This is a genomic window from Alcaligenes aquatilis (assembly GCF_003076515.1).
GTDB lineage: Bacteria > Pseudomonadota > Gammaproteobacteria > Burkholderiales > Burkholderiaceae_B > Alcaligenes > Alcaligenes aquatilis.
In genome coordinates this window covers 2,813,585-2,837,385 of sequence record NZ_CP022390.1, presented here as the reverse complement: position 1 = coordinate 2,837,385, position 23,801 = coordinate 2,813,585, and the positions used below count along the sequence as shown (strand labels likewise).

General features: G+C 57.6%; 23 protein-coding genes and 1 riboswitch. Of the genes, 11 read left to right on the top strand and 12 right to left on the bottom strand.

The genetic code is table 11. From position 1 onward, the window contains the following. Positions 1 to 70 precede the first annotated feature (70 nt). Both CA948_RS12975 and CA948_RS12970 read right to left on the bottom strand, forming a co-directional pair. A complete protein-coding gene (locus tag CA948_RS12975) occupies positions 71 to 1,165 on the bottom strand; it encodes a CobW family GTP-binding protein (RefSeq protein ID WP_094198242.1) in 1,095 nt (364 codons plus the stop codon). A gap of 199 nt (positions 1,166 to 1,364) precedes the next feature. Beyond that, a complete protein-coding gene (locus tag CA948_RS12970; protein WP_094195466.1) occupies positions 1,365 to 1,856 on the bottom strand; it encodes a Fur family transcriptional regulator in 492 nt (163 codons plus the stop codon). Positions 1,857 to 1,937: 81 nt separating this feature from the next. On the opposite strand from CA948_RS12970, the gene CA948_RS17705 reads away from it, so the two are divergent. The 4 genes from CA948_RS17705 to CA948_RS12955 are packed head-to-tail and all read left to right on the top strand — an operon-like array spanning position 1,938 to position 4,783. Then, positions 1,938 to 2,087, top strand: coding sequence for a hypothetical protein (locus CA948_RS17705; RefSeq protein ID WP_162988085.1), 150 nt, complete (start codon positions 1,938 to 1,940; stop codon positions 2,085 to 2,087). A gap of 4 nt (positions 2,088 to 2,091) precedes the next feature. Then, entirely contained in the window at positions 2,092 to 2,814 is a 723-nt protein-coding gene (locus tag CA948_RS12965; RefSeq protein ID WP_094195467.1) for a metal ABC transporter ATP-binding protein, read from the top strand. Then, the gene (locus tag CA948_RS12960) at positions 2,814 to 3,713 is read left to right on the top strand and encodes a metal ABC transporter permease (RefSeq protein ID WP_094198243.1); all 900 of its coding nucleotides are present in this window, start codon (positions 2,814 to 2,816) and stop codon (positions 3,711 to 3,713) included. Before CA948_RS12965 ends, CA948_RS12960 begins: the two co-directional genes overlap by 1 nt. Then, on the top strand, positions 3,713 to 4,783 hold the full coding sequence (locus CA948_RS12955) for a metal ABC transporter substrate-binding protein (RefSeq protein WP_108728212.1): 1,071 nt from the start codon (positions 3,713 to 3,715) through the stop codon (positions 4,781 to 4,783). The genes CA948_RS12960 and CA948_RS12955 overlap by 1 nt, the downstream gene beginning before the upstream one ends. A gap of 1 nt (position 4,784) precedes the next feature. Here CA948_RS12955 and CA948_RS12950 read toward each other — a convergent pair whose 3' ends face one another. Genes CA948_RS12950 through CA948_RS12930 form a run of 5 tightly spaced genes read right to left on the bottom strand, consistent with a single transcriptional unit; the run spans position 4,785 to position 9,165 of the window. Further along, positions 4,785 to 5,825, bottom strand: coding sequence for a tyrosine recombinase XerC (locus tag CA948_RS12950; protein WP_108728211.1), 1,041 nt, complete (start codon positions 5,823 to 5,825; stop codon positions 4,785 to 4,787). After that, on the bottom strand, positions 5,813 to 6,490 hold the full coding sequence (locus tag CA948_RS12945) for a DUF484 family protein (protein ID WP_094195470.1): 678 nt from the start codon (positions 6,488 to 6,490) through the stop codon (positions 5,813 to 5,815). Before CA948_RS12945 ends, CA948_RS12950 begins: the two co-directional genes overlap by 13 nt. A 2-nt stretch (positions 6,491 to 6,492) precedes the next feature. Then, positions 6,493 to 7,416, bottom strand: a complete 924-nt coding sequence (gene dapF / locus CA948_RS12940; protein ID WP_108728210.1) for a diaminopimelate epimerase — start codon at positions 7,414 to 7,416, stop codon at positions 6,493 to 6,495. A gap of 7 nt (positions 7,417 to 7,423) precedes the next feature. Next, on the bottom strand, positions 7,424 to 8,314 hold the full coding sequence (locus tag CA948_RS12935; RefSeq protein ID WP_094195472.1) for a lysophospholipid acyltransferase family protein: 891 nt from the start codon (positions 8,312 to 8,314) through the stop codon (positions 7,424 to 7,426). Continuing rightward, positions 8,311 to 9,165, bottom strand: coding sequence for a lysophospholipid acyltransferase family protein (locus CA948_RS12930; protein ID WP_094195473.1), 855 nt, complete (start codon positions 9,163 to 9,165; stop codon positions 8,311 to 8,313). Before CA948_RS12930 ends, CA948_RS12935 begins: the two co-directional genes overlap by 4 nt. A 237-nt stretch (positions 9,166 to 9,402) precedes the next feature. Between CA948_RS12930 and metK the strand changes: the two genes are divergently transcribed. The 4 genes from metK to metF all read left to right on the top strand — a co-directional run bounded on the left by metK (position 9,403) and on the right by metF (position 13,543). Further along, positions 9,403 to 10,566, top strand: a complete 1,164-nt coding sequence (gene metK / locus CA948_RS12925; RefSeq protein ID WP_108728209.1) for a methionine adenosyltransferase — start codon at positions 9,403 to 9,405, stop codon at positions 10,564 to 10,566. Between the two features lie 196 nt (positions 10,567 to 10,762). Continuing rightward, positions 10,763 to 10,854, top strand: a riboswitch (S-adenosyl-L-homocysteine riboswitch). A gap of 74 nt (positions 10,855 to 10,928) precedes the next feature. Next, positions 10,929 to 12,326 carry an adenosylhomocysteinase gene (gene ahcY / locus CA948_RS12920; RefSeq protein WP_094195475.1) on the top strand — a complete coding sequence of 466 codons (1,398 nt, stop codon included), beginning with the start codon at positions 10,929 to 10,931 and terminating at the stop codon, positions 12,324 to 12,326. A 42-nt stretch (positions 12,327 to 12,368) separates the two neighbouring features. Beyond that, complete coding sequence (locus tag CA948_RS12915) at positions 12,369 to 12,707, top strand: phage holin family protein (RefSeq protein ID WP_094195476.1); 339 nt, start codon at positions 12,369 to 12,371, stop codon at positions 12,705 to 12,707. Further along, a complete protein-coding gene (gene metF / locus CA948_RS12910; protein WP_108728208.1) occupies positions 12,704 to 13,543 on the top strand; it encodes a methylenetetrahydrofolate reductase [NAD(P)H] in 840 nt (279 codons plus the stop codon). The genes CA948_RS12915 and metF overlap by 4 nt, the downstream gene beginning before the upstream one ends. A gap of 177 nt (positions 13,544 to 13,720) precedes the next feature. Here metF and CA948_RS12905 read toward each other — a convergent pair whose 3' ends face one another. Continuing rightward, positions 13,721 to 14,350, bottom strand: coding sequence for a 5-formyltetrahydrofolate cyclo-ligase (locus tag CA948_RS12905; protein ID WP_094195478.1), 630 nt, complete (start codon positions 14,348 to 14,350; stop codon positions 13,721 to 13,723). Here CA948_RS12905 and CA948_RS12900 point away from each other — a divergent pair. After that, complete coding sequence (locus CA948_RS12900) at positions 14,349 to 16,451, top strand: lytic transglycosylase domain-containing protein (RefSeq protein WP_230018922.1); 2,103 nt, start codon at positions 14,349 to 14,351, stop codon at positions 16,449 to 16,451. The two genes, CA948_RS12905 and CA948_RS12900, sit on opposite strands and share 2 nt — an antisense overlap. 11 nt (positions 16,452 to 16,462) lie before the next feature. Next, the gene (locus CA948_RS12895; RefSeq protein ID WP_238988592.1) at positions 16,463 to 17,605 is read left to right on the top strand and encodes a tRNA nucleotidyltransferase/poly(A) polymerase-related protein; all 1,143 of its coding nucleotides are present in this window, start codon (positions 16,463 to 16,465) and stop codon (positions 17,603 to 17,605) included. A gap of 210 nt (positions 17,606 to 17,815) precedes the next feature. Here the strand turns inward: CA948_RS12895 and CA948_RS12890 are convergent, their stop codons facing one another. Together CA948_RS12890 and CA948_RS12885 are read right to left on the bottom strand one after the other, a co-directional pair. After that, positions 17,816 to 19,030 carry a class I SAM-dependent methyltransferase gene (locus tag CA948_RS12890; protein WP_108728207.1) on the bottom strand — a complete coding sequence of 405 codons (1,215 nt, stop codon included), beginning with the start codon at positions 19,028 to 19,030 and terminating at the stop codon, positions 17,816 to 17,818. 4 nt (positions 19,031 to 19,034) lie between these two features. Next, positions 19,035 to 19,256, bottom strand: a complete 222-nt coding sequence (locus tag CA948_RS12885) for a hypothetical protein (protein ID WP_108728206.1) — start codon at positions 19,254 to 19,256, stop codon at positions 19,035 to 19,037. A 118-nt stretch (positions 19,257 to 19,374) separates the two neighbouring features. Between CA948_RS12885 and CA948_RS12880 the strand changes: the two genes are divergently transcribed. Then, positions 19,375 to 19,944 carry a class I SAM-dependent methyltransferase gene (locus tag CA948_RS12880; protein ID WP_108728205.1) on the top strand — a complete coding sequence of 190 codons (570 nt, stop codon included), beginning with the start codon at positions 19,375 to 19,377 and terminating at the stop codon, positions 19,942 to 19,944. Positions 19,945 to 20,033: 89 nt separating this feature from the next. Here the strand turns inward: CA948_RS12880 and CA948_RS12875 are convergent, their stop codons facing one another. Both CA948_RS12875 and ppc read right to left on the bottom strand, forming a co-directional pair. Beyond that, positions 20,034 to 20,816, bottom strand: a complete 783-nt coding sequence (locus tag CA948_RS12875) for a sulfite exporter TauE/SafE family protein (protein ID WP_108728204.1) — start codon at positions 20,814 to 20,816, stop codon at positions 20,034 to 20,036. Between the two features lie 139 nt (positions 20,817 to 20,955). Next, on the bottom strand, positions 20,956 to 23,790 hold the full coding sequence (gene ppc, locus CA948_RS12870) for a phosphoenolpyruvate carboxylase (protein ID WP_108728203.1): 2,835 nt from the start codon (positions 23,788 to 23,790) through the stop codon (positions 20,956 to 20,958). Positions 23,791 to 23,801 lie beyond the last annotated feature (11 nt).

Genomic DNA, 23,801 nt, shown 5'->3' with positions numbered 1-23,801 from the left:
TTGTTGACGTCTGGGAGCCTGTAACTGTCGTCACGCGCAATCGCTCCGCATTTACTGAATAATTATTAATTCAAACCAGGCAATTCTCCAGGCCCTGGGTGAATATGTCTTGTGGCAATTTGCGGCCAATAAAGACCAGCTTGGTGCCTTTTTTATCTTTGGCCAGCCAGGCATTGCCAGGCTCGGCGCTCATCATCATGTGTACGCCTTGAAAGAGCATACGGCGATTGATGCCCTTCAGATACAAAATGCCCTTATAGCGCATCAGATCTGGTCCAAATACCTGGACAATGCCCGATAGGAAGTCTTCGAGTCGCTCGGGGTCGAAAGGACGGTCCGAGCGGAACACGAAAGCCCCGATTTCGTCATTGTGAGCGGCGTGCTCGTGGTGATGATGGTGGTGATCGTGTCCGCAGCTCGGACCACACTCGCCGTCATCGCCATGGTCGTGGTGGTGATCATGGCCGTCCGCCGCATCGGGGTGTTGCTCTGCCAGAAATTGCGGATCAATGTCCAGAATGGAGTTCAGGTTGAAACCGCTGACTTCCAGCAAATCCTTGATGTCCGTTTCACCAAAGTGAACCGGTGTAATGGTGGCTCGCGGGTTGATGCGGATCAGGCGGGCACGCAGGGCCTCGTAATCTACATCGTTGACCAGATCTTTTTTGGAGATCAGCAAGCGGTCAGCAAAGCCAACCTGTTTTTGGGCTTCTTCTTGTTGGTCCAGCGTGGCCATGCCGTGTTTGGCATCCACGACGGTAATGACCGCGTCCAGCCGATAGTAGTCGGCAATATCATCGTCCATGAAAAAGGTCTGGCAGACCGGGCCGGGGTTAGCCATGCCGGTGGTCTCGATGATGACACGCTCAAACTTCAGCTCGCCCGCTTGGCGGCGAACGCGCAAATCGTTCAGGGTGCGCATCAGGTCGCCGCGCACGGTGCAGCACACACAACCGTTGCTCAGCTCGACGATTTCTTCCTGGGAGTCTTGCACCAACAATTCGTTGTCGATGCCTTCAGGCCCGAACTCGTTTTCGATGACGGCAATGCGTCGACCGTGATATTCGCTCAGGATGCGCTTGAGCAGCGTGGTTTTACCAGCGCCCAGAAAACCAGTCAGCACAGTGACTGGAACCATGTTGTTCAGATCTGATGCCGCGTTCATAAACATGCCTCGCAGTGGCGGGCGAAAGGTACAAGGCACGGCACCAACCGCGGCTTCCTGCACCCATCTGCTCCGCACGAAAACAACGTGCGATTACATCACAGCCTTGCCTGTTGGGCAAACGGTGATCTGTAAAAATTCACAGAGGTTTGCCAATAGATCGGGGAATATATACCGATTGGCGGCAAAATACCACGTTTTAGGGGGCAGATAAGGGTTTTCGCTCGTTTTTAGCGGCAACGCAACGTTGGCACAGGCCGCGCAACTCGGTCTCGTGACCGGACAGGGCAAAGCCTGCTCCGCGCACACAGTCAGCCAGCCTTTGGCTCAAGTCCGGAGCGCACAGTTCCACCACGGTGCCGCATTGAGTGCAGACAATCAGCAAGTCGTGGGGGTGGCCCCCGGCATCGACACAGGCGGTCCAGGCATTGACGGCATCCAGGCGGTGGATCAGCCCTTCTTCAGTCAGAAAGTCCAGGGCGCGGTAAACGGTAGGGGGTTTGGCGCCGGGTTGAAATTCGCGAACCAGATCCAGCAGTTCGTAGGCGCGCAAGCTGCGCTGAGCCTGAATCAGGATTTCCAGTACCTGACGGCGAATGGAGGTCAGCCGTTTACCGCGTTCCAGACAAAGCTGTTCAGCGATAGCGAGCTGATCTTCAATAGCGTTGGGCGTAAGAATATGTACAGGCATGGCGCTTGATAGGCTGTTTGTTATGTTATAACATCTTTGGAAAAAATTAAATTCCCAATCTAGCCGCATTATCCCTGTTTCATGTCCTGTTCTCAATTTTCCTCGACTTCCCGTAGTCCGGTGCCGCGCCGTTCGCTTTTGCTGGCCTCGGCCGGGCAGCGCGTACTGGGCGCCTTGTGCGTGGCAGCAGCCCTGTGGCTGCTAACTGCCTGGGCATTGGGCGCGTGGTAAGGGTATGACCTCCACTCAAACCTTGATCGAGCTGGATCATGTGGCGCTGGGTTGGAAAGACAAAATCGCCCTGCGTGATATCAGCGGCTGTTTTACCCGAGGCTCCTTGACCGCCATTGTCGGGCCTAACGGAGCCGGTAAATCCACCTTGCTCAAAGGGCTGACCGGACAGATCAATCCCCTGAAAGGGCGCATTGCTGTCGATAGTGGCTTTCTGGATCAGTTGGCCTTGCTGCCGCAAATGGGCGATCTGGATAAAAGCTTTCCGGTGACGGTGCATGATCTGGTGGCCATGGGGGCCTGGAAGCGCGTGGGCGCCTGGGGCGGCTTTCCCAAAGCAGAGCATGAACGCCTTGGCCATGCGCTGGAGCAGGTGGGGCTGGCTGATTTTGCGCGTCGCTCCATTGGTACCTTGTCGGGTGGGCAATTACAGCGCGCCTTGTTTGCTCGCATGATCATGCAGGATGCCCAAATCCTCTTGCTGGACGAGCCTTTTGCTGCGGTGGACCGCGCAACCTCGGATGAGTTGATGAACCTGATTCTGGACTGGCACAAGCAGGGCCGTACCGTGATGGCCGTGCTGCATGATCTGGATATGGTGCGTAGCTGTTTTCCGCAAACCGTGCTGCTTGCCGGACAAGTAGTGGGTTGGGGGCAAACCGAAGCAGTGCTGACGCCGGAGAACCTGCATCTGGCTCGCCATTTGTGTGCGGGTGACTACCTATGATGGCGCTGATGGATGTGCTGTTTGGCCCCTTCATCGATTTCGGTTTCATGAAGCGCGCGCTGGCCGGGTCTTTTGCTTTGGCCGCAGCGGCAGGGCCCTTGGGTGTATTTCTGGTACTGCGCCGCATGAGCCTGATGGGTGATGCGATGGCCCATGCCATCCTGCCTGGTGTGGCAGTCGGTTTTTTGACGGCGGGCTTGTCCTTAAGTGCGATGGCCATAGGCGGCATGATTACCGGCCTGGTCGTCGCTTTGCTGGCCGGGCTGGTTGCTCGTTTGACACCACAACGCGAGGACGCCAGTTTTGCGGCCTTCTATCTGGTGTCGCTGGGACTGGGAGTGCTGCTGGTTTCGTTGCGTGGCTCCAATATGGATTTGATCCATGTGCTGTTTGGCACGGTGCTGGGGCTGGATGATGCGTCTTTGCTGCTGGTTACCGGCAGCACAACGATTACGTTGCTTATTCTGGCTCTGGTGTTCCGACCGTTGGTGTTGGAGTGCATGGACCCCATTTTTTTGCGTACCCAGGGTGGGCGCGGCTCCGTGGTTCACATGCTGTTTTTGTTCATGCTGGTCATCACGCTGGTGGCTGGCTTCCAGGTTTTGGGGACTTTGATGGTAGTGGGGATCATGATGCTGCCCGCCGCCTCGGCCCGGTTCTGGGTGTATTCCGTAGGTCGACAAATGTTGGTGGCGGCTTTGTTGGGCATGATCAGCGCCTATCTGGGGCTGCTGTTCTCGTATTACTACAACGTTCCGGCTTCGCCCGCGATTATCCTGGCGGCGGGCGCGTTTTATTTTCTTTCTATCACTTTTGGCCCCCAAGGCGGTTTGCTGCGTGCTTATTCCCAATGGCGTGCACGGCGTCGGCGCATGGCCTCTCTCTTGGAGCACGATTGATGAAAATGCGAGGCATGTATTCAGGCCGCATGGTGTTGGCCCTGGGTTTGTTGGCGGCCAGCCTGTCGGTACAGGCTGAACCCTTGCGAGTGGTCAGCAGCTTTTCGATCCTGAACGATATGGTCAAGGAGATTGGGGGCGACAAGGTCATGGCCAGCACGATTGTGCCTGCCAATGGGGATGCGCACTCGTTTGAGCCGCGTCCCAGCGATGCGAAGACCTTGGCCAAGGCGCAGTTGCTGGTGGTCAATGGCCTGGAGTTTGAATCCTGGCTGCCGCGCTTGCAGCAGGCGGCGGGCTATAAGGGTCCGCAGGTCGTGGCGACGGAAGGCATTACGCCTTTGGCGTTTGAAGGCGGGGCTGACGATCATGCTGACCACGACCACGACCACGACCACGACCACGACCACGACCACGACCACGACCACGACCACGACCACGACCACGACCATGACCATGAGCCTGCGCATGACCACGCCCAGGATCATGAACACGCGCCCGAGAAAGACCACAGCGGCCATGAGCACAGCCATCAGCATGGCAGTCAGGATCCGCATGCCTGGCAAAGTCTGGATCTGGCGCAGATCTATGTTCGCAATATCAGCAAAGGTCTTGAGCAAGCTGATCCGGCCAATGCCCAGTACTACCAGGGCCGTGCCAAGGATTATGCCCAGCGCATTCAGGAACTGGACGACTCCATTAAAACCCGCCTGCAAGCGGTGCCAGTAGACAAGCGCAAGGTCATTACCTCGCACGATGCCTTCTCCTACATGGGCAAGGCCTACAACATCCGCTTTATTCCTTTGGTGGGTGTGTCCAGTCAGGCGGAGCCTTCGGCACGCGATATTGCACAGATCATCCAGCAAGCGCGCAGCGAGCAGATTCAGGCCATTTTTGTCGAAAACACGGTCAGCGCAAAACTGGTTGAGCAAGTCGCTCGGGAAACCGGTGCGAAAGTGGGCGGCACCTTGTATTCCGACGCCTTGGGTGTGCCCGGATCCGGCGTGGATACCTATTTGGGTATGATGCGCTCGAATACCGATCAACTGATCAAGGCTTTACAGCCCTGATTCATTCATCCGGCTTGTCACTGGCCCGGTTCTTGCGTTGTGCCCGAGGATGGGCCTGATCGTAAGCCTGGGCCAGATGCTGGAAATCCAGACGGGTATAAATCTGGGTCGTGGAAATATTGGTGTGGCCCAATAGTTCCTGCACCGCCCGTAAATCTTGTGCCGATTGCAGCAAATGGCTGGCAAAGCTGTGGCGCAGGCTGTGCGGGTGTACATGCACAGGTAGGCCACTGGCTCGGGCGTAGTTTTCCAGCTCTTGCTGCACAACACGCGGGTGAATACGGGCTCCACGGGCTCCCAGAAACAGTGCTGCACTGGCATCGGCGCTGGTCGTCAATGAGGCCAGGGCCGGGCGTTTTTGCAGCCACTGTTGCAAGGCATGCAAGGCTTTCTCGCCTACCGGCAGGCGGCGTGTTTTGCCGCCTTTGCCGCTCACCACCAGTTCACGATCATCCAGCAGTAACCAGCTTTTAGACTGGTATTGCGGATCCTGGTGATAGTGTGTGTCCAGGCTGACCAGCTCAGCCAAACGCAGCCCGCTGGAATAAAACAATTCAAACATGGCCTGATTGCGCCAACTGACCGGATCGTCCTGAATCGGGGCCGTAGAGCGGTCCAGTAGCTGCTGGGTCTGGTCCACAGACAAGGCCTTGGGCAGCGGGCGGCCTATCCGGGGTGCTTTCAGACTGGCAGCCGGGTTCAAGGGCCAGCCTAGTTCTTTGGTGCGCGATTGATAGTAGCCACGCCAGGCCGCCAGAATGCGGGCCAGGCTGCGTGGGGCCAGGCCTTGGGCATGTAAACGGGCGGCGGCTTGTCGCAACTGACTTTGATTGAGTGTGTCGGGGTCGGTGCCTGGGTACTGCGCCAGCAAATGGCGCAGGTCATTGCGGTACGCACTCAGTGTGTGTTCCGAATAGCGTTTTTCGTGGCTTAGTTGATGCAGCCAGCGTTGCATGGCCGGGCTGAGGGCCGGGGAGACGGCTGGCTGCTTTTTGGGCTTTTCCCCGGCGGGGGGGCGGTCTTGTTTCTTCAGGCCGGACATTCGCTTTGATTAACGCTGCTGGGTTTGTGTAAGCGCTGCAGGGCGGCGCTGCACAACTCACCAACGCCTTCCAGGAAATCCGTACCCATATCGGCAGTAAAACGCGTGGCTTCGGGCGAGCCCAAAACCAGCAGACCAAACAAGATGTTTGACTCGGGGGATTTCAAAGGCACGATGGCTACCGATTGCGCGTCTTGTTGCAAATCGGCCAGAAATTCCTGTTCGCGTCGGGCCCCGCAATAGGGGGTGATCAAGGTGTGAGCCCAACTGGCCAGTGCGTCATCGGCCAGGACTTCGTCCGGGTTCCAGCAGTGCAGGCGCACCACGGGCATTTCAAAAATGCGCTCCAGGCTGCTGCAAATCAGGGCGGGAAGGGCGTCGGGATCGGACTCGGCCAGCATCTGGCAGTTCCATTGATGCAGTTGGCGGGAAATCTTTTCATTGCCACGGGCATTGGCGACCAGCGTAGCCAGTTGACGCTCGGTTTTTTTGCCGCGCTCGCGCAGCAACATGATCTGGCGCTCGCCCAGGGAAATGGCGCGGCTTTGGTGTGGATGAGGCACCATCAGTTTGGCAAAAACGTCGGCGTGTGCGTCGAAAAAATCAGGGTTGGCTTTCAAAAACTGGGCCACTTCCACGGCGCTAAGGCTGTTGGGGGTATCCATGTCTAGAAGATTTCCTTTCTGGCTAAGGATGCACACAGTGCATCGATATCGACTTGTCCGGTAAAGACAGTTTGGGCCGGGCCGCTCATGTGTAGCGCCTGCCCGTCCCATTCAATGCGCAAACTGCCTCCACGAGTATCAACGATAACCGGGCTTTGGAGCAATCCCCGCCGTATGCCCGCTACCACAGCCGCACACGCGCCTGTACCGCAGGCCAAGGTTTCACCGGCCCCGCGCTCGTAGACGCGCAGCTTGATGTGGTGGGGATCAATCACCTGCATGAAACCCGCGTTCACTTTGTGGGCAAAACGAGGGTGGGATTCGATGAAGGGGCCTACCGTAGCAACCGGCGCCTGCTTTACATCGTCCACGACCTGCACGGCATGCGGGTTGGAAATCGAGACCAGCGACAAGGCCACGGGGGCCGCTTGACCGGGCACAGGCAAGAGCCACAAGGTGTCGTCGCCTTGGTCGCGCGTTTCCAGCCCGGTATGGTCAAAACCCACATCGGCTGGCGCAAAGCGGGTGGTGCCCATCATGACGTCCACGCCGCGTTGTGGGTCGTTATACAGGCTGATGATGCCGGTACGGATCTGCGCCCGTAAAGGGTTGGCTGATGACAGACCTTGTTCGTGTACAAAGCGGACAAAACAACGAGCACCGTTACCGCAATGTTCAACCTCGCTGCCGTCTGCATTGAAGATGCGATAGCGGAAGTCGGCCTCTGTGTCGGTGGCGGCCTCGACCAGCAAGATCTGGTCGGCACCAATTCCGAAGTGGCGATCTGCCAGGGCGCGGGCGCGTTCCGGTGTCAGTTCAATAGGCTGCGTCACACCGTCGAGCATGACAAAGTCATTGCCCGCTCCGTGCATTTTGCTGAAACGCCAAAGGGAGGAAACGGGTTGGGGGGCGGTGGGACTGTGCATGATGGGTCTAGTAGATGCCAGGTTGACCTTCAGGGCGGGTTTTGAAGCGTCGATGTACCCAATAATACTGCGGCGGGTCCTCGCGCACATATTTTTCGATCAGGGCATTCATGCGCTCGGTGGCCTCTTCCAGAGTGCCTTCGCCGGGAAAGTCGGTCATGGGTTCGAGCACCTGAATATGGTAGTGGCCCGTCTGGGCATCCAAGCGGGAAATCACGGGAATGACCAGCGCATCCTGATTGCGGGCAATCTGGGCAGTGGACAGCAGGGTGGCGGCCGGGACATTGAAAAAGGGCACAAAGGCCGAGCCCTTGGCGCCGAAGTCCATATCAGGGAGGTAATAAATTGGCTGGCCCTTTTGCAGCGCGCGCATCAGGCCACGGATCCCGTCTTTGCGGGAAATCAGCGGGACCGAGGAAAAGCGGCTGCGGCCTTCATACATCAGGCGATCTACATGAGGATCGCGCTGCGGTGTGTAAAAAGCGACCAAAGGCGAGATGGACATGGACAGCCGTGTGCCAGCGGCATCCATACCCAGGAAATGAGGCACCAGTAGCATGACCTTGCGGCCCTGTTCCAGCGCCTGGGTAATGTGTTCTTCGCCCGTCAGGTGCAGCGTGTTCAGAATGGTGCTGGGCAGACCAAACCAGAGCAGGCCCCGATCCAGATAGGATTGAGCCAGCAGGCGAAAGTGCTGCTTTTCCCATTCGCGCCGGGTGCTTTCGGGTGTGTCGGGAAAGCACAAATCCAGGTTAGTACGAACAATGTGACGGCGGCGGGAGGCAAAGCGATGCACCAGTGCGCCCAACACGGCACCCCAACGCTGGCGCGAGCGCACCGAGGCACGGCCAAAGTAGGTAAAAACGGATTTGAGCAGCGGGTAAGAATTAAAACTCATGGTGTGGCATCGCCAGGCAAAGGGGGCGCGTCATGCGGAATCTTGTAGCGGTTATAGGCCCAGAGATACTGGGTTGGAAAGCGCCGAATCATGATTTCCATGGATGCGTTAATCAGGGTGGCAAGCTCTGTGGGGTCCTCGGGCAAAGGCTCGGGCAGGCGCAGGGTGTGAATGTGAAAACCACGACCTTTGGGCAAACGCTCGGTGGCCGTCACGATGATGGGCACATTGGACTGACGGGCCAGTTTGCCGGCCAACGTCATGGTCAACGCGGGGCGGCCAAAAAAAGGTGCCCATACACCATCGCCACCACTAGGGACTTGATCGGGCAGCATGCCAACTGACTCGCCTCGGCGAAAAGCACGGACCAGTTCGCGCACGCCTTTGATATTGGCCGGTACGGCATGCAGGCCTGGTAGCTCACGGGACTCGACCATCAAGGGTTCGAGAAACGCTTGGCGAGGCGGGCGGAACATGACAGTCATCGGATCCACGCCGGAAAAATAGCGCGCGATCATTTCAAAACAGCCCAGGTGCGGGGTCAGATAAAGTATGCCGCGACCTTCGGCCAGCGTTTCCTGGACCAGGGGCAGGTTGTCGATCGTGCAGCGATCCAGACAGGCTTGTGGATACAGCCAGACGCGCGGGGTTTCCATAATCATGGCGCCAGTCTCTGCGGCAGCTTGCCGAAAGAAAGCGGGCGAATCGTAGCCCGCTTGGCGACAGTGGCTTTGCAGACGACGGCGATAGCGTCCGGGAAAGGCGTAAATCAGTCGGCCTACGGCTCTACCCAGGCCATGCAGGACGGGTAAGGGCAGGCGAGCCATCAAGCGCAAAAGAGCCACTAGCATGGGCCAGGCAATCCTTTAGTGTGAAGTTTTGCTGAAACAAATATGTATTTTCGCTTAAAATAGATTGTATCGCTGAGTTAAACGACAACTTGCGGAGCGATCAGGCAGCGAGCTGCCCACTATAAACCGCTAAAGCGTCGCGCCCCGTCTATCGTATCCACATCGCTGGCTTCGAGGTGCAACGCAGTTTGTTCAACCTCGTGCTGATTATCAGCCCTTATTCAAGGAAGCTACGCTGTGAGCAACAACGACTTTCTCTTTACTTCCGAATCTGTCTCTGAAGGCCATCCCGACAAGGTTGCCGACCAGATTTCCGACGCCATCCTGGACGCTATTTTCGAGCAGGACCCTCAGGCGCGTGTTGCTGCCGAGACCTTGTGCAATACCGGGCTGGTGGTGCTGGCTGGCGAGATCACCACGCACGCCAATGTGGATTACATCCAGGTGGCCCGTGACACCATCAAGCGCATTGGCTATGACAATGGCGATTACGGCATCGACTACAAGTCTTGCGCTGTGCTGGTGGCCTACGACAAGCAATCACCCGATATCGCCCAAGGCGTGGATCGCAGCCCTGAAGAGCTGCTGAACCAAGGCGCTGGCGACCAGGGTCTGATGTTTGGCTACGCCTGCGACGAAACGCCTGATCTGATGCCGGCTCCTATCTGGTACGCCCACCGTCTGGTGCAGCGTCAGAGCGAACTGCGCAAAGATGGCCGTCTGCCCTGGTTGCGTCCTGACGCCAAGTCTCAAGTCACCTTCCGCTACGTGGATGGCCGTCCTACCGAAGTGGATACCGTGGTTCTGTCCACGCAGCATGCTCCTGAAATGTCCCAGAAAGACATTCACGAAGCCGTGATCGAACACATCATTCGTCCATGCTTCCCATCGGACCTGCTGACCGAAAAAACCCGCTTCCTGGTGAACCCCACTGGCAAGTTCGTGATTGGTGGCCCTCAAGGCGATTGTGGTCTGACTGGCCGCAAGATCATTGTGGACACCTACGGTGGCGCATGCCCTCACGGCGGTGGTGCGTTCTCCGGCAAGGATCCCTCCAAAGTGGATCGTTCCGCTGCTTATGCGGCGCGTTACGTGGCCAAGAACATTGTGGCAGCCGGTCTGGCCCGTCAGTGTCAGGTTCAGTTGAGCTACGCCATTGGTGTGGCTGAGCCAATCAATATCACCATCTACACCGAAGGCACCGGCGTGATTTCGGATACCGAGATCGCCAAGCTGGTGCGCCAACATTTCGATCTGCGCCCACGCGGCATCATCGAAATGCTGGATCTGCAGCGTCCCATCTACACCAAGACTGCTGCCTACGGTCACTTTGGCCGCAGCGAGCCCGAGTTCAGCTGGGAAGCCACGGACAAGGCCCAGGCTTTGCGTCAGGCTATCTAAGCAGTGTGCAAAGGCCGCTTGCGGGCGGCGCTTTGCAGCAGTGATATAGCGTTGTCGGGGCCGGAAAACCGGGCTGCCCGCAACGCTGAAAGAGGCGGGCCCCGGCCCGTCTCGCAAGAAGAAATTATGATTTTTACCCCGGGAGCCGTCTTCCCAAGACGATCCAAACGGGTACAATCACCCACATTAATTTGCCATCCTCGAGGGGCGTTGCGACAAGACACTCGTCTTGCCAGGCTCGGGGCATGGATAGGTGGTATCCACCTTGGAGAACGACGCTCACCACGACCTGCATGGCGGGCTGCTGGTGAGAATTCATTTGCTCTCCGTGCAGTCTGCGTGCCGTATAACGGAGCCCGACTGTGACTTTTACCGATTACAAAATTGCCGATATTTCCTTGGCTGAATGGGGCCGCCGCGAGCTGACCATTGCCGAGACCGAAATGCCTGGCCTGATGGCCACTCGCGAGGAATTTGCTGCCTCCCAGCCCTTGAAGGGCGCGCGCATTGCCGGCAGTTTGCACATGACGATTCAAACCGGGGTTCTGATTGAAACTCTGACGGCCCTGGGCGCTGAAGTGCGCTGGGCATCGTGCAACATCTTCTCCACTCAAGACCACGCTGCTGCGGCCATTGCTGCCTCTGGCGTGCCTGTGTTCGCCGTCAAGGGCGAAACCCTGGAAGAGTACTGGCAGTACGCTCACGACATTTTTGACTGGCCCGGTGAGCAGGCCAACATGATTCTGGACGATGGGGGCGACGCAACCTTGTTGCTGCACCTGGGTGCCCGTGCTGAAAAAGATCTGTCCGTTCTGGACAAACCCGGCAGCGAAGAAGAGCGCGTCATGTTCGCCTCCATCCGCGCCCGTTTGCAAAATGACAAAACCTGGTACTCCACCCGTCTGGCCCAAATCAAGGGCGTGACCGAAGAGACCACCACCGGCGTGCACCGTCTGTACCAGATGGCCAATAAAGGTGAGCTGGCTTTCCCTGCCATCAACGTCAACGATTCGGTGACCAAGTCCAAGTTCGATAACCTGTATGGCTGCCGCGAGTCCCTGGTCGATGGTATCAAGCGCGCGACCGACGTGATGGTCGCTGGCAAGATTGCCGTGGTGTGCGGTTTTGGCGACGTGGGTAAAGGTTGTGCCCAGGCACTGGCTGCCTTGCGTGCCCAGGTTTGGGTGACTGAAATTGACCCTATCTGCGCCCTGCAAGCCTCGATGGAAGGCTACCGCGTGGTGACCATGGAAGAAGCCGCTGACAAAGCCGATATCTTCGTGACCGCTACCGGCAACTACCACGTGATTGACCGCTCGCACATGGAGCGTATGAAAGACCAGGCGATCGTGTGCAACATCGGTCACTTCGATAACGAAATCGACGTGGCCTCCATTGAGGATCTGGAGTGGGAAGAGATCAAACCTCAGGTTGATCACGTTATTTTCCCTGACGGCAAGCGCATCATCTTGCTGGCTCAAGGTCGTCTGGTGAACCTGGGCTGCGCCACTGGCCACCCTTCGTTTGTGATGTCGGCTTCGTTCACGAACCAGACCATTGCACAAATTGAACTGTTCACTCGTGGTGATCACTATGAAACGGGTAAAGTATATGTACTGCCCAAGCACCTGGACGAAAAAGTCGCTCGTTTGCACTTGAAGAAATTGGGTGTGAATTTGTCGACCTTGTCCCAGGCGCAGGCGGATTACATCAACGTGCCTGTGCAAGGACCATTCAAGGCCGAGCACTACCGCTACTAAAACGCACTGGCGTCTTCGGACGCCACTTCTTGGAGCCCTATTATGACTTTGCTACTCGTCTGGATCCTGAATGCTGTTGCCTTGCTGGTTGTTGCCTACATTCTGCCCGGCATTGTCGTGGCGTCGTTTGGCTCGGCCCTGATAGCTGCGCTGGTACTGGGCTTGCTCAATACCCTGGTCAAACCCTTGTTGATTGTGCTGACCTTGCCCATCACCATTGTGACTTTGGGTTTGTTCCTGTTGGTGCTCAATGCTTTAGTGTTCTGGTTTGCCGGCTCTATCCTCAAAGGTTTCCAGGTTGAGGGATTCTGGTGGGCCGTGATTGGGGCTATCGTCTACAGTCTGGTCTCCGGGCTGCTGTCGGGACTATTAATTAAATGAGTAACAAGCAAACCTTGAGCCTGGAGTTTTTCCCGCCGCGAGACATCGCGGCGCAGGAAAAACTGGTGCGCACCGCCAAGACCTTAATGGGCTTGAACCCCGCCTATGTCAGCATGACGTTTGGAGCCGGTGGCTCCACGCGGGCTGGCACAGTCGATGCGGTGGCATTGCTGCAAAAACTGGGTTTTGATGTGGCGCCGCACCTGTCATGCATTGGTACGGCACCCGCACAGCTTAGCGAGATGCTGGACAATTACCGCGACCAGGGCATACGACGTATCGTGGCCCTGCGTGGTGATTTGCCCTCGGGGATGGGGGGGGATGCAGGCGAGCTGCGCTACGCCAGCGATCTGGTGGCCTTCATTCGTGAAAACTACGGCGAGCACTTCCATATCGAAGTGGCCGCTTACCCTGAAATGCACCCCCAGGCCACAGGTTTTGGGGATGATCTGGCTCACTTTGTGAACAAGGTCAATGCGGGGGCGCACGGGGCGATCACGCAGTATTTCTTTAACCCGGACTCCTACTTCAGCTTTGTTGAACGGGCCCAGGCCCAAGGCGTTACGATTCCGATCACTCCGGGCATCATGCCCATTACCAATTCGTCCCAGTTGCTGCGTTTCTCGACCATGTGCGGTGCAGAAGTACCACGCTGGATTCGTCTGCGTCTGGCTGACTTTGGTGATGATCGCGCGTCGATTCGTGCTTTTGGGATCGATGTGGTGGCACGCTTGTGCCAGGATCTGCTCGATGGCGGGGCGCCGGGTATTCACATGTACACCCTGAATGGGGCAGACGCGAGCATGGCTATCTTGCCAAATCTGACCTGGCGTTAGTCACCGCTGGTGTTCAGCAAAAACCCGCCAATACCTTGGCGGGTTTTTTACTGGGACGTGATAAAGCTGATCGTTTATTCGAAGGCCAGCGCATGCCGATTGTCCGGTATCTGCGGGCCAGAGCCGCTCGGGCGGAACAGCACGGTGCCCCAACGCTGGGCTGCCAGGAAAGAAGATTTACAGTTCCGGCGCGGGCACTGCCCAGCCTTTATCGGTCAGAATACTGTCCAGGCGTTGGTCGTGCGGGGCGGGCTGGTAGGACTGGCCCGACAAGTCGCCCACGGCCCAGGCAATCCCAATGCTGGTAAACGTGTGGTTCTGTTCTTTCAGCGCCGCCAAAGTCCGGTCGTAGTATCCTTTGCCGTAGCCCAGGCGATCGCCCTGGCGGGTATAGCCCAGGGTGGGGACCAGGACAATGTCCGGTTGCAGGGTCTTGTTGGAAATCGGGATTTCGATGCCGTAGCGTCCCTTCTCCATGTTGGTCTCGGGTGTCCATTCGACAAAGCTCAATGGGGCATCGGCCTCTTTAACTACAGGCAGACAGACATTGATGCCTTCTTCTTCCACCCATTGAAGCAGCAAGGGGCGCAGGTCCGGTTCTTCGGCCATAGGCCAGAAAGCGGCAATGGTGGTCGGTTCGGTACGGCCTTGTTCACGCAGGCGGCTGCGATTGGTGGCCAGCCAGGTGAACAGACGGCCCCGGATCAGCAAAGCGCCCCGGTTGGTGTCGATGGCAGGCTGTCCTGCACGCAGGTCTTTTAGTCGCGTGCGCAGCGCGGCTGCGTTATGCTCTACGTTCTGAATCATGGGTGATTTTCTAAAGGCCGTCACTATGGGTATCAACCAGCTAAAGTACCAGAAAACACCAGCTTGGGGCATGGTGCCCGCGCTGCCTCGTCCGTCCTTGAGCGCCTTGATGGTGTTTGCACTGGGTTTGGTCGGCTGTGCGGGGTCTCAATCTCCTCAAGCCCAGACTCATTCCCCGGATCCCGTCGTCGCCAAGCAAGCCCTTGTCTTGCAGCCAGCCAAAGAGGCCGTACGTCGCTGGGACCGCGTCCCGCCTGTGCCGCCAACTGCTCGTCAGGCTTTGATTGACGCTCGTGATGCCATGCAGGCCAAGCGCTGGTCGACGCTGGATGCCTTGGCTCCGATTGCGGCCAATGACCCTGTCCTGGGCTCTTATGCCCAATACTGGCGCTTGCGACGGATTTTGCAAGATACGACCACCCCCGTGCCCGATGAGCAAGTTCGTTTGTTCCTGAGCAGCAATCAAGACGAATACCTGGAAAACCGTTTGAAGTCCGACTGGATTGTGGCGGCCGCGCGTAGCGGCAACTATGCGCTGGTGCGTGAGCTGGCTCCGGTTTACGCCCCCTCTTCGGCCGTGAAATGTGCAGTGGCTTCGGCGCAGAATGCGGCAGGGCAAGCTGTGGATGTGCAGGACTTGTTGGCGTCTTTCTCACCCAGCCAGGCTTGCTGGTCGGCATTAGATCAGTTGTATGACCGTAAAGTGGTCAGCAAGAATCAAGTCCGCGACCTGATGCGTGATGCCTTGGAAAGTAACCGTACAGCCCAGGCGCGTCGTCTGGCTGCGATTATCTTCACGGCGTCGCAAATGAAGGATTACACCGCTTTGATGGCCTCGCCGCAGAAGTGGCTGGATCGCAACGCAAACAACAGCTCGGTCAATCCGGAGCTGGTGTCCTTGGCCTTGTCCCGTCTGGGCCGTGGTCAGCGTGATGTCGCAGCGGCGTATATTGACCGTACCTGGGCTGGCAAAATCCCTCAGGAAAACTTGAACTGGGTCTGGGGCCAGTTCGGTCTGATCAGTGCCTTGCGGGTAGAGGACGATGCGGCTAAATGGTATCGACGTTCTGGCCGCACTCCCATGACGGACTACAACAATGCCTGGCAAGTGCGCGCCGAATTGCGCCAGGCCACCATTGACTGGAAGCATGTCTCTGCCGCTATCGACAAGATGAACGATGCGCAAAAGGCTGAACCAGTCTGGGTGTATTGGTCGGGGCGTGCGCATCAGGCATTGGGTCACACAGATCAGGCTCGTGCCAAGTTCCAGTCCATTGTGGGTGATTTGAACTTCTATGGTCAGTTGGCAACAGAAGAATTGGGTCTGACCCCGTCCTTGCCTCCTCAGCCACAGCCTTTGACGCCTTTGGATATGCAGGATGCGCGTACCAATGCGGGCTTGCTGCGCGCGGTGGAACTGTTCAAGCTGGGCTGGCGTCCAGAGGCCGTACCGGAGTGGAACTTTGCCTTGCGCGGCATGAACGACCGGCAGTTGCGGGCCGCCGCCGAGTTCGCCCGTGAGCAGCATATTTACGACCGGGTGGTGAATACCTCCTTGTTGACCAAGAACGAGATTGATTTCAGCCAGCGCTTTATCGCTCCTTTTGAAGGTCGTGTGACCGAGCAGGCCCAGTCCATCAATCTGGATCCGGCTTGGGTCTATGGCCTGATCCGCCAGGAGTCGCGCTTTATTACCGATGCGCGTTCGGGTGTCGGAGCGTCGGGCTTGATGCAACTGATGCCTGCAACGGCCAAATGGGTCGCCAAAAAGATTGATATGCACGATTTCTCGCCGTCTCGTGTGAACGAATTCGAGGTCAATACGGTGCTGGGTACCAACTACCTGAACATCGTGCTGGGACAGTTGGATGGCTCCCAGGTGCTGGCGTCGGCAGGTTATAACGCCGGTCCAGGTCGCCCCCGGCAGTGGCGCTCGCGTTTGAATGGATCGGTTGAAGGGGCCATTTTTGCCGAAACCATCCCTTTTACCGAAACACGCTTGTATGTAAAGAATGTGCTCTCTAACGCGACTTACTACTCCATGATGTTCAGTGGTCGGCCGCAGTCCTTGAAAGGGCGTTTGGGTACGATTTCGCCTTGATGAATTCGTCCATGCTTGATGACAGACAGCAAACAGCCTTGGCGGCCCTGATGGGGCCGCCAGATCCTGTTTTGGAAGGTTTGCAGGTCTATGTGGTGGGTGGCGCGGTGCGCGATGCCTTGCTGGGTTTGCCTGCGGGCGACAAGGACTGGGTTGTTGTGGGAGCCAGGCCCGAAGCATTGGCCGCCCGAGGTTTTGTGCCTGTGGGTGGTGACTTCCCGGTCTTTCTGAATCCTCATAGCAAAGAAGAGTTTGCGCTGGCCCGCACCGAGCGCAAGTCTGGCCGTGGCTACAAGGGCTTTACCTTTTACACCGGTACAGACGTGAGCTTGGCGGATGATTTACGCCGCCGTGATCTGACCATTAATGCGATGGCCGTGGATGCGGCGGGGAATTTGCACGACCCCTTGAATGGCCTGGCGGATTTGCAGGCTCGGCTGTTCCGTCATGTGGGCGTGGCGTTTAGCGAAGACCCGGTGCGCTTGCTGCGGCTGGCGCGGTTTGCGGCCCGCTTTACCGAGTTCACTGTGGCCAACGAGACCTGGGCCCTGGCGCGTGAACTGGTCGAGCAGGGTGAAGTGGACGAACTGGTGCCCGAGCGCATCTATCTGGAAGTAAGCAAAGGCTTGTCTGCCAAGCAGCCCGCTCGCATGTTCGACGTGCTGCGGGAAGTGGGCGCGCTGGAGCGTGTCATGCCTAGCTTGAATTACAACGATCAGGTAGGTCAGCAAGTACAGATCGCCAAAGACAGACGCTTGGATCTGGCAAGCTGCTTTGCTGTTCTGTGCCATCTCTCGGAAGCACCTGCGCAGGTGGCGGAGCAGATTCGCGCTCCTTCGGAATGGCGGGATCAGGCTCGCTTATTGCCTGTGCTGTTGGCCAGCCCTGCTTTGCTGCAGCCTCGTGCCGACGTGGAGTCTGCCTTGCAAGTCATGGAGTCGCTGGATGCCTTGCGCAAGCCTGAGCGTTTCATGCAGTTGATCAGTGCGGCCGCCTGTCTGAGGGCGGTTCCGGAGCGTGAGTGGGATCAATTGCGGGCAGTCATGGCCAGTGTGGATGCCGGTGCCGTTGCCGCGCAGTTCAAGGCTGAACCCGGCAGAATTCGGGAAGCAGTGCGTGCGGCTAGATTGGCTGCCCTGGAGCAGTCGGTTTAGTTTTGTGTGCTACCGATAGCTCAAAAGTAGATAAGCGGCCTATTGGCCGCTTATCTTTTGCCCCTTCGTTTGAGGCCGTGTGCGGGTTCCTGCTTTAGGTTATGAAGTGGATAGGCCATTTAGCTTGCTGTCTTGCCTTCCAGGCAAGGTGAAGGGTGATCGGCACAATTCCCTTTGTAGCGTGGCCGTCGCCCGAAACAGGCAATGTACTTACAGACGTTCGCGTCGGTCTCCGCTCATCGTGCCCAGCATAGGGGCAGAAACATCACGTCCAATGATCATTACCTTGAACAGTTCCCCCATTTCTGCTTCAGACAGCAGTTTGTTGGCGGCACTCATGGTCTGCGCCCATTGCTGCTGGACGGCGGGTGATGGGTCTTCTGGGGGCGAGGCCAGGAAATTGGTAATGCCACAGTTCATCAGAAAGCGTGCCTGACTGGTGTAGCCCAGCACATCCAATCCGGCTTCCAACGCGGCATCTGCCATGGCCGTGAAATCCACGTGGGCGGTAATGTCCTGCAAGCCAGCCAGAACCAGCGGTTCGGCATGGGCAAAATGGCGGAAGTGGCACATCAAGGTGCCTTTGTCACGCTGCGGGTGATAGTACTCGCGCTGCGGAAAACCGTAGTCAATCAAAATTGCTGCACCTCGTTTCAGCCAAGAGCCTATGCCGCGCACCCAGGCTTCGGCCTGCAGATTGATTTCCGACAGGTAAAAAGGCTGGGCTTGAACACGCTCGGCCACCAGCGTGGCCAGATGCTCGGGTGCCGGGCGAGTGGCCAGATAAAAAGGCGCCGGTAGGCCTTGGGCTGTGCTGTCGTCCGCCGCAATAACACCCACTTCCAGCACCTTGCCTTCCACATCAAAAGTGAATAGGCTGGTTGGCATGGCATCCAGAACCTCATTGGCCACCACGCAGCCCTTGAAGCTGTGTGGTGTGCTGTCCAGCCATTGCACTTGCGCTTGCAGGGGCGCCAGACGCTCTTGCTGACGCACACGCAGGTCAGGCGATACTTCCAGAATCGAGTATTGCGGCTCGATACCTTGCTGGCGCAGCTCGGTAATCAGCGCTTGGGCCAAAGCGCCACTGCCCGCGCCAAATTCCAGAATGTTCAGCGTTTGGCTGCCTTCCAGCACTTCCATCACCTGGCGGCTCAAGGTTTGGGCGAACAGGGGAGAGAGTTCAGGTGCCGTCGTAAAGTCACCAGTAGGAAGGGTGCTGCCAAACTTGGTGCTGCCGCCGCTGTAGTAGCCCAGATGCGGGGCGTACAGAGCATGGTGCATCCATTGATCGAAAGGCAAGAAACCGCCTTCATCCTCAATGCGATCCAGCAAATAATGGTTGACCTGCGCGACATGTTCTTTCAGCTCGTCTGACAGGGGAGGTAAACCGTGTGGCAAGGCAGGGGCAGACAGTACGTTCATGGCGTCAGTTGGGCTCGTCGTTAGGTGTCTCGGAAGAAGCCGGGGTGGCGCTCTTGGCGCTGGCTTTTTTGGCCTCAGTCACTTGATGCAGGGTGCGGATCATGCCCACCAGCATCCCGATCAGGATGGAGGTGACAGCGGCCAGGATGAAGTTGCCGTAGATAAACCATAAAGGCAGGCACAGAACGGCCATCAGCAATATGGGTTTTTGCAGCAGAACTTTCATACACCCTCAAAAAATAGCGTGGAACCGGGGCCAATTGTAGCCCAGGCCAGTGGCGTGCTTGAGCTTGCCCACTGCTGCGTTACCATGAGCGTTTTGTCTGCTTAGCAAAGGGGTGGGGATGAACGACAGGGGACAGGCCAGCGCCTGGTTACAGGCTTGGGCCCATTTGGTTCCGAATCCGGGCACGGTCCTGGATGTGGCCTGTGGCCGGGGGCGCAATGCCCGCTGGTTGGCCGAGCGCGGCAATACCGTGATTGGCGTGGATCGGGATCCGGAAGCCGTGGCAGCGACATCACCTTATGGGGAAATCATCCAGGCTGATATTGAAAACGGTCCCTGGCCTTTTGCCGGGCGCAAGTTCAATGCTCTGGTGGTGACCAAGTATCTGTGGCGTCCCTTGATGCCTACCTTGCTGGAAAGCCTGGAGCCGGGCGGGGTGCTGGTTTACGAAACCTTTGGGGTGGGCAACGAGCAGTACAACACGCCGCGTAACCCGGATTTTCTATTGCAAGCAGGGGAGTTGCTGCGTTGGTGTGCAGAGCTGGATATCGTGGCGTATGAGCATGGTTTCCGGGCTGATCCGGACCATATTGTTCAGCGCATTGTGGCGGTGCGCCCGCGTGAAGGTGGCTCTTTCAGCGATTACCGCCTTAACCCGCAGGACGGTGGTGGCAGTATCTGCGAATAAAGCGTGTTCAGTTTTGAGCCAAGTGCTGTGCTTGGCTCAACGAGGTATCCGATGTTGCTGGAGCGGGATTGTGCGTGCCGCATTTCGGCTTAAAACAGATAAGTGCGTGCCAGCATGGACAGGGCCACAACAACGGTCAGAATGCTGAAGCCTTGTTGCAAACGTAGGGGAGGGATATGAGGGGCCAGTTTTCGGCCTATTACCATTCCAACCATCGCTGCGGTCACAAATACCCAGCCGCTCACGGGAATCACCGCCCCGTGTGCCAGGCTCATGGCCGAGGCACTTAAGGAAATCAAGGCGATCAGCATCAGTGATGTGGCCACAATGCTGTGCATGGACAGGTCGCTGAAACGCTTTAAGGCAGGCACGATCAGAAAGCCGCCGCCCACGCCCAACATGCCTGAAAATAAACCCGCTACCGCTCCGATGGAGGCCAGGGTGGCTGTGCCCACTGGTGTCCAGCGCAGGCGGCCGGTTTCTGGATTCAGGCAACAGGGTGTATGGGTATGTACTGTGTCCGTAGGACGGCGCAGCATCTTGGTGGCAATCCACAGCATGATGACGACAAACAAGGTCACCAGTACTTTTTCCGGCAAGGCATGGCTGATGCGTACCCCCAAGGACGTCACCAAAGCGCCCGTGACGGCCATGAACATGGCCGCTCTATAGCGCACGATATGTTTGTATAAACCATCCAGTGCGCCCACCAGGGCGGCTGCACCCACCGCCAGCAAGGCCACAGGCGTGGCCGCCGTCATGGTGTAACCCATGCCCAGCACCAGAGCGGGCACGGCCAAAATGCCGCCCCCCGCGCCTGTCAGACCCAGCGACAGGCCAGTCAGAATTCCTAGAATAATTGCGAGTGCCATAAGCCAGATGGCGTGACCCCGGTGGGGATCACGCCTTTTTCAAAAAGCGTAGTAATGGCTTATTGTACTCTCCTAACTTCTTTTGGAAATTAGCTTATGTATAAAAGTAATTAACGGACAAGCTTTTTATGGTTTTGCGTTAGCCCGAGTTACGCAGGCCAGCTGCAATACCGTTGATTGTCAGGTGAATGACGTGCTGCTTGTTGACACCGCTGCGAGTCGGTTTGCTGGCTTTGTCACCTTGACGGCGATGGCGGCGCAGCAGCTCCACCTGCAAGTGGTTCAGCGGGTCAATGTAGGCAAAGCGTTCGGCTAGGGCATCTTGCAAGGCCTGATCGTGTGCCAGCAGCTCGTGGCCGGTAATTTCACGGAACAGTCGGTGTGTCAGCTCGAATTCGTTCCGGATTTGCGTGAAGATGCCTTCGCGTAGTTCCTCGTCTTCGACCAGGCCAGCGTATTTCAGGCCGATATCCAGATCGGTCTTGGCCAGTACCTGTTCCATATTGGACAGCAGGGTACGGAAGAAAGCCCAGTCACGCGCCATGGTTTGCAGTTGGGCCAAGCGTTTTTTGCGGTTCAGGCCGTCGTTGGGCAGCCCTGATTCCAGATAGCGGTTCAAGGCCGTGCCCATGCCGTACCAGCCTGGAATAGGCAGACGACATTGCGCCCAGGAAAAACTCCAGGGGATGGCACGCAGGTCTTCAATGCTTTGTGTCGCCTTGCGTGACGAGGGACGCGAGCCGATATTCAGGCCGGCAATTTCCTTGATAGGGGTGGACTGGAAGAAGTACTGGTCAAAGTTTGGCGTCCCGTAGACCAACTGGCGATAACTTTGGTGTGCCTGCTCGGACATCCAGGCCATGGCCTCACCGTAGGCTGCCAGGTGTTCGTCGTCATTGGGCGAGCCTTTGCGTGAACCCAGGCTGGCTTCCAGCGTGGCGGCGACAAATAGCTCCAGATGCCAGCGACCCACGTCCGCATCTTTGTAGCGGCCTTGAATCATCTCGCCTTGCTCGGTCAGACGAATCTGGCCGTTCACGGTGCCGGGAGGTTGCGCCAGAATGGCGTCGAAACTGGAACCACCGCCTCGGCCTACCGATCCGCCACGGCCATGGAACAGACGCAGACGTACTTTCCGGCGCGAGAACACCTGTGCAAACTCACGTTCAGCACGGTACAGCGTCCAGTTGGAGGTCAGATAGCCACCGTCCTTGTTACTGTCCGAGTAGCCCAGCATTACTTCCTGTACGCTGTTTTGGGCGTGACGCACACGCTGGCGGATTTCAGGCATGTCCAGCCATTCCTGCATGATTTGCGGGCCACGCTCCAAGTCAGGGATGGTCTCGAACAAGGGCACGACCATCAGACCTTGGTGCTCCGGCTCGTTGGAGTTGGGCACGATCAGGCCGGTTTCCTGTTGCAGCACCAGCACTTCCAGCAAGTCGCTAAGTGTTTCGGTGTGCGACACAATGGTTTGTTCCAGCGCGCGTGCACCAAAGCGGCGACGGCAGTCGGCGGCTTTGCGCAGAATAGACAGCTCTTTCTCGGTTTCTTCCGAGTAGCGATACCAGGGTGAAACCAGAGGGCGGTGGTGACGAAGCTCTGAGCGCAACAGGCTGATGCGGTCTTCTTCGGACAACTGCCGGTAATTGACGGGTTCGTCTTTGTACAGTGTGCCCGCCACACGGAACAACTCGTCCAGCACGCGCTCGTGTACGTCCGAGCTTTGGCGCAGATCCAAGGTAGCCAGATGGAAGCCAAAAACCTCTACGGCTTGAATCAATTCATTCAAGCGCAGGCCCGCAATGGCGCCACCTTTGTTCTCTGCCAGGGAATCGGCAATGATTTGCAGATCAGCCTTGAACTCTTGTGGGCTGGTGTAGGGCGGGGCGGTGTAAGTGGGGCGATCGGCCAGATCACGGCCCAGCAAGGTTTGCGCCGTGGCTGCCATACGGGCGTATAGATGAATAAAGCTGCGGCGATAAGGCTCGTCTACGCGGTGTGGCGAGGGGTCCTGGCTGCTGGCGGACAAGGCCGCCAGGTCTTTGCTGACGCGGTTCAATGCGTCCGATACGGAGATTTCCGTACCCAGCAAACGAATCTGCTCCAGGTAGTGTTGCAGCGCGCGTGTCGATTGACGCAGCACCGCTTGCTCAACCGTTTCTGGGCCTACATTGGGGTTGCCGTCGCGGTCACCGCCAATCCAACTGCCCATGCGCAAGAAGGCGGGCAAAGCGCGGGTTTTCTGATCCAGCAGGCTTTTCTTGCCGGGCTCCAGTAAACGGTCCAGGTCGTGGTAGAGCTGGGGAATTGTCGGCAGAAAAGTGGACCCGTAATAGGCCAGCGCATTGTCGATCTCGTCCATCACGGTTAGCTTGTGATCGCGCAGCATGCGGGTTTGCCACAGCAAGGACACCAGACCGGTCAGCTTTTCCTGGGTACGGGCCGATTGTGTGGCGCCGGCCTTGTGATCCAGACCGTTCAGCTCATCGGCAATGGCCATATGCACGGCCAACGTACTTTGACGCTGGACCTCGGTGGGGTGGGCCGTCAGTACCGGCATCACACATGCTTCTTGCAGATAACGACGAATTTTCTTGGCGCTCAGCCCTTGATCCATCAAGGTCTGGATGGCGTGTTGCAGGCTGCCCAGCAACTGCTCGGGGTCCTGCTCTTCGCGGCGACGGTTCTGGTCGCGGTCCTCGGCAATATTGGACAGGTGCAAAAAGTAGGCAAAGGCACGGGCCACCGAGCGGGCCTGCGCGTCGTTCAGCTTGGGAATATCTTTTTCCAGAATCCGTGCTTGCTGCGGATCGTGTTCACGTCTGAAACTGACAGCGGCCCGGCGCAGGGCTTCAATCAGCGTGAAGGTCGCCTTTCCCTCGCTATCACGAATCACCTCTCCCAGGGCCTTGCCCAAAAAGCGGATGTCCTGTCTGAGCAGGTTGGAAAGGTCAGGCACGGCCTGCGGCATAAGATATCTCC

Coding starts and splice junctions, on each gene's coding strand:
- CA948_RS12975 (WP_094198242.1), bottom strand. CDS start 1,165: ATGAACGCGGCATCAGATCTGAACAACATGGTTCCAGTCACTGTGCTG.
- CA948_RS12970 (WP_094195466.1), bottom strand. CDS start 1,856: ATGCCTGTACATATTCTTACGCCCAACGCTATTGAAGATCAGCTCGCT.
- CA948_RS17705 (WP_162988085.1), top strand. CDS start 1,938: ATGTCCTGTTCTCAATTTTCCTCGACTTCCCGTAGTCCGGTGCCGCGC.
- CA948_RS12965 (WP_094195467.1), top strand. CDS start 2,092: ATGACCTCCACTCAAACCTTGATCGAGCTGGATCATGTGGCGCTGGGT.
- CA948_RS12960 (WP_094198243.1), top strand. CDS start 2,814: ATGGCGCTGATGGATGTGCTGTTTGGCCCCTTCATCGATTTCGGTTTC.
- CA948_RS12955 (WP_108728212.1), top strand. CDS start 3,713: ATGAAAATGCGAGGCATGTATTCAGGCCGCATGGTGTTGGCCCTGGGT.
- CA948_RS12950 (WP_108728211.1), bottom strand. CDS start 5,825: ATGTCCGGCCTGAAGAAACAAGACCGCCCCCCCGCCGGGGAAAAGCCC.
- CA948_RS12945 (WP_094195470.1), bottom strand. CDS start 6,490: ATGGATACCCCCAACAGCCTTAGCGCCGTGGAAGTGGCCCAGTTTTTG.
- dapF (WP_108728210.1), bottom strand. CDS start 7,416: ATGCACAGTCCCACCGCCCCCCAACCCGTTTCCTCCCTTTGGCGTTTC.
- CA948_RS12935 (WP_094195472.1), bottom strand. CDS start 8,314: ATGAGTTTTAATTCTTACCCGCTGCTCAAATCCGTTTTTACCTACTTT.
- CA948_RS12930 (WP_094195473.1), bottom strand. CDS start 9,165: ATGCTAGTGGCTCTTTTGCGCTTGATGGCTCGCCTGCCCTTACCCGTC.
- CA948_RS12915 (WP_094195476.1), top strand. CDS start 12,369: ATGACTTTGCTACTCGTCTGGATCCTGAATGCTGTTGCCTTGCTGGTT.
- metF (WP_108728208.1), top strand. CDS start 12,704: ATGAGTAACAAGCAAACCTTGAGCCTGGAGTTTTTCCCGCCGCGAGAC.
- CA948_RS12900 (WP_230018922.1), top strand. CDS start 14,349: ATGGGTGATTTTCTAAAGGCCGTCACTATGGGTATCAACCAGCTAAAG.
- CA948_RS12905 (WP_094195478.1), bottom strand. CDS start 14,350: ATGATTCAGAACGTAGAGCATAACGCAGCCGCGCTGCGCACGCGACTA.
- CA948_RS12895 (WP_238988592.1), top strand. CDS start 16,463: ATGCTTGATGACAGACAGCAAACAGCCTTGGCGGCCCTGATGGGGCCG.
- CA948_RS12890 (WP_108728207.1), bottom strand. CDS start 19,030: ATGAACGTACTGTCTGCCCCTGCCTTGCCACACGGTTTACCTCCCCTG.
- CA948_RS12885 (WP_108728206.1), bottom strand. CDS start 19,256: ATGAAAGTTCTGCTGCAAAAACCCATATTGCTGATGGCCGTTCTGTGC.
- CA948_RS12880 (WP_108728205.1), top strand. CDS start 19,375: ATGAACGACAGGGGACAGGCCAGCGCCTGGTTACAGGCTTGGGCCCAT.
- CA948_RS12875 (WP_108728204.1), bottom strand. CDS start 20,816: ATGGCACTCGCAATTATTCTAGGAATTCTGACTGGCCTGTCGCTGGGT.
- ppc (WP_108728203.1), bottom strand. CDS start 23,790: ATGCCGCAGGCCGTGCCTGACCTTTCCAACCTGCTCAGACAGGACATC.